The sequence below is a fragment of the Methanosphaera sp. A6 genome (assembly GCF_001729395.1).
Classification (GTDB): Archaea; Methanobacteriota; Methanobacteria; order Methanobacteriales; family Methanobacteriaceae; genus Methanosphaera; species Methanosphaera stadtmanae.
In genome coordinates, this window is sequence record NZ_MAIF01000061.1 from 1 (window position 1) to 2,638 (window position 2,638).

Here is a 2,638-nt window from a genome sequence, read left to right on the forward strand (position 1 = left end):
ACTTCTTTTTTTTTTATTTCCAAATATCTTAAAAAAATACAACATAAAAATAGTTTACTTCTAATTTAAAAATATAGTAGCTGATATACTATTTAATATTTTTATAATAATTAAATCTAGAATAATGTAGTTTATAATGTGAAATCTAATTTTCAAAAAAAATTGAGATTTTATAAAAAATCTCATTTAGTATAGTTTTTATTAAGTCTCTTAATAAAGAGTTTACACCAGGCATATGAAAGTAATGAACCACAAGCACATCCTATTACTAAACCAGCATATACTCCAAATTCTCCAAATCCAAGTACAATTCCAATAACATATCCAAATATTACTTCAAATATAATTGATCTACATAATGTAATTATAAATGATGTAAGGCCTTTTCCAACTCCTTGGAATGTCATTGAAGACATAATACCTGCAGGCATTGCTATTAAGAATAGACATAGTATTTTCAATGCATTGGATATAAGTGGTGCAAGAGGTGCACTCTCTGGTGTATATGCAAATAATAATGCAATGTAATCAGAACCAAAGAACATTATAATTGATAATAATATTGATACTCCATATCCTAATATTATTGAATATCTATGTGCTTCTTTAAGTTTTTTATAGTCATGTGCTCCATATGCTGTACCTGTTACTGTAAGCATTGCAGTTCCAATACCAAATAAAGGTATCATTGCAAATTGGTTGATTCTTGCAGCTGAAGCATATACAGCTACTGCAGTAGTTCCTGCTACAATTGTAAGCATTCCATTTATAATCATGATTAAAGCAGACATTGTAATGTTTTCAGCCATTGATGGTATTGCTACTGAACATATATCTTTAGTTACTTTATTTGCATAGTTGAATACTTTTCTATTGATACGTAGATAAGTATCTTTTTTTATCCATATCCAGTATCCCATTACAATACAACTTATAAGTGATGATAGTACAGTAGCCCATGCTGCTCCAACTATTCCCATATGTAATACATAAATGAATATTGGATCTATAATTATATTTAAAATTGCAGTAATGGCCATGGCATACATGGATCTATTTACATCTCCTTCTGCTCTTAGAATTGCAGAAGCTACACTTGCAAATAAAAATACAATCATGAATAGAAATACAACATTACCATAATCTACTCCCATACTCACACAACGTCCTGCACCCATTAATGTGAGAATTGGGCTAAGTAGAGGTATGAGTATTAGTGGTAATGCTATTGAAAGTATGATTGTAATAAATATACTGTGACTTGCAGCATTATCTGCTAGAGCTTTATCTTTATGTCCTATTGCACGAGCTATAAGTGAGTTTGCACCAGCTCCTATTCCATTTCCAATTCCTACTATTACAAAAAATAGTGGACTTATAAATCCAAGTGCTGCCAATGCATCAGATCCTAATCCTGCTACCCATAAACTATCTGCTAGATTATACATCATAATAAGTAACATGGATAACATGGTAGGTACTGATAATTTTCTTATTGCAACTTTTGGATCTCCTCTTATTAATTCAATATTATCTGTTTTACTCATAAATATTATCTCGGTTATCATTTATCATATTAAATGAGGTTAATGTCATTTTTCGTAGATTATTCAATAATTCTTCCTTTGTTCCATCATATTCTTCACAAATCTTATTTTCCCATTTTTTTTCAAGGATTTTTATTTCAGTTGCTACTTCTTCACCTTTTTTAGTTAGGTAGATTATGTATTGTCTTTTATTGTTAGGATCCACTACTCTTTTAATAAAATCATTTTCTTCTAGTTTTTGGCATGTTCTTGCAATTGATCCTTTATTTATTTGACAATGTTTTGAAAAGAATTCCTGATTTAATGGTTTGTTTGTTAGAGATAATTTTCTTAGAACATATAGTTGTGTTCTTCCAAAATTATATTTAGTATTTAAATGTCTACTTATATAGACATATTCAGAACGAAGTATTATTGAAAGGTAAGGTATAATATGTTTATTTTCAAGGCAGTTTTTGTTATTTACACATTTATCTTCCTTTAACATTTTTTTTTTACCTTCAAAATTTATTATTTATATTATTATAATAACAGTTGACTAAGCAACTATTTATATATTTTATAATAACATTATATAAATGTTGTCATAGCAACAATTGTTATTAAAAGTATGTGTTTATATGAAACATTCTATAAAAATAGTAGTATATATAATAGGAGTTTTTGTGATATGGATAGTAAATGGAACTATGAAAAACTAGAAAGAATGACACAGGAAGGTAACAAATATACTAAAGTTAAATTAGATTACATTACACTTGCTAAGTACTATGAACAAATAGTATTAATAACAAGAAAAAATGGTGAGGTAATACCACTGTTATTTGATGATGTTAGATTAGCATATAATGGAAATCCATTAGATGATATGAATCTACCAGAAATACCAGAAGAATTTATAGAACAATACAATCAACTAGAAAATAATAGAAAAGTTATGCATATTAAACATTTCTCAAGAGACATATCACATGAAGCATGGTTTGATTTTATAAGTAATGAAGTATTAGATTTTATTGAAAAATATCCTCAATTTAAAAAAATAGTAAAGCAATAATCAAAGTAGAATTTCTATATATTATAATATATAT

Annotated in this window: 3 protein-coding genes; 1 reads left to right on the forward strand and 2 read right to left on the reverse strand. The window is 27.3% G+C overall.

The window, feature by feature from the left end:
• Nucleotides 1–182: 182 nt before the first annotated feature.
• Together A9758_RS02080 and A9758_RS02085 are read right to left on the reverse strand one after the other, a co-directional pair.
• Nucleotides 183–1,547: an MATE family efflux transporter gene (locus A9758_RS02080; protein ID WP_011406412.1), complete on the reverse strand. Its 1,365-nt coding sequence runs from the start codon at nucleotides 1,545–1,547 to the stop codon at nucleotides 183–185.
• A complete protein-coding gene (locus A9758_RS02085; RefSeq protein ID WP_011406411.1) occupies nucleotides 1,540–2,034 on the reverse strand; it encodes a MarR family transcriptional regulator in 495 nt (164 codons plus the stop codon). The genes A9758_RS02080 and A9758_RS02085 overlap by 8 nt, the downstream gene beginning before the upstream one ends.
• A gap of 183 nt (nucleotides 2,035–2,217) precedes the next feature.
• Here A9758_RS02085 and A9758_RS02090 point away from each other — a divergent pair, with 183 nt between their 5' ends.
• A complete protein-coding gene (locus A9758_RS02090; RefSeq protein ID WP_011406410.1) occupies nucleotides 2,218–2,604 on the forward strand; it encodes a hypothetical protein in 387 nt (128 codons plus the stop codon).
• Nucleotides 2,605–2,638 lie beyond the last annotated feature (34 nt).

Bases quoted from the DNA above. Each gene is read 5' to 3' on its own strand.
- A9758_RS02090 (WP_011406410.1), top strand. From the start codon at position 2,218: ATGGATAGTAAATGGAACTATGAAAAACTAGAAAGAATGACACAGGAA.
- A9758_RS02080 (WP_011406412.1), bottom strand. From the start codon at position 1,547: ATGAGTAAAACAGATAATATTGAATTAATAAGAGGAGATCCAAAAGTT.
- A9758_RS02085 (WP_011406411.1), bottom strand. From the start codon at position 2,034: ATGTTAAAGGAAGATAAATGTGTAAATAACAAAAACTGCCTTGAAAAT.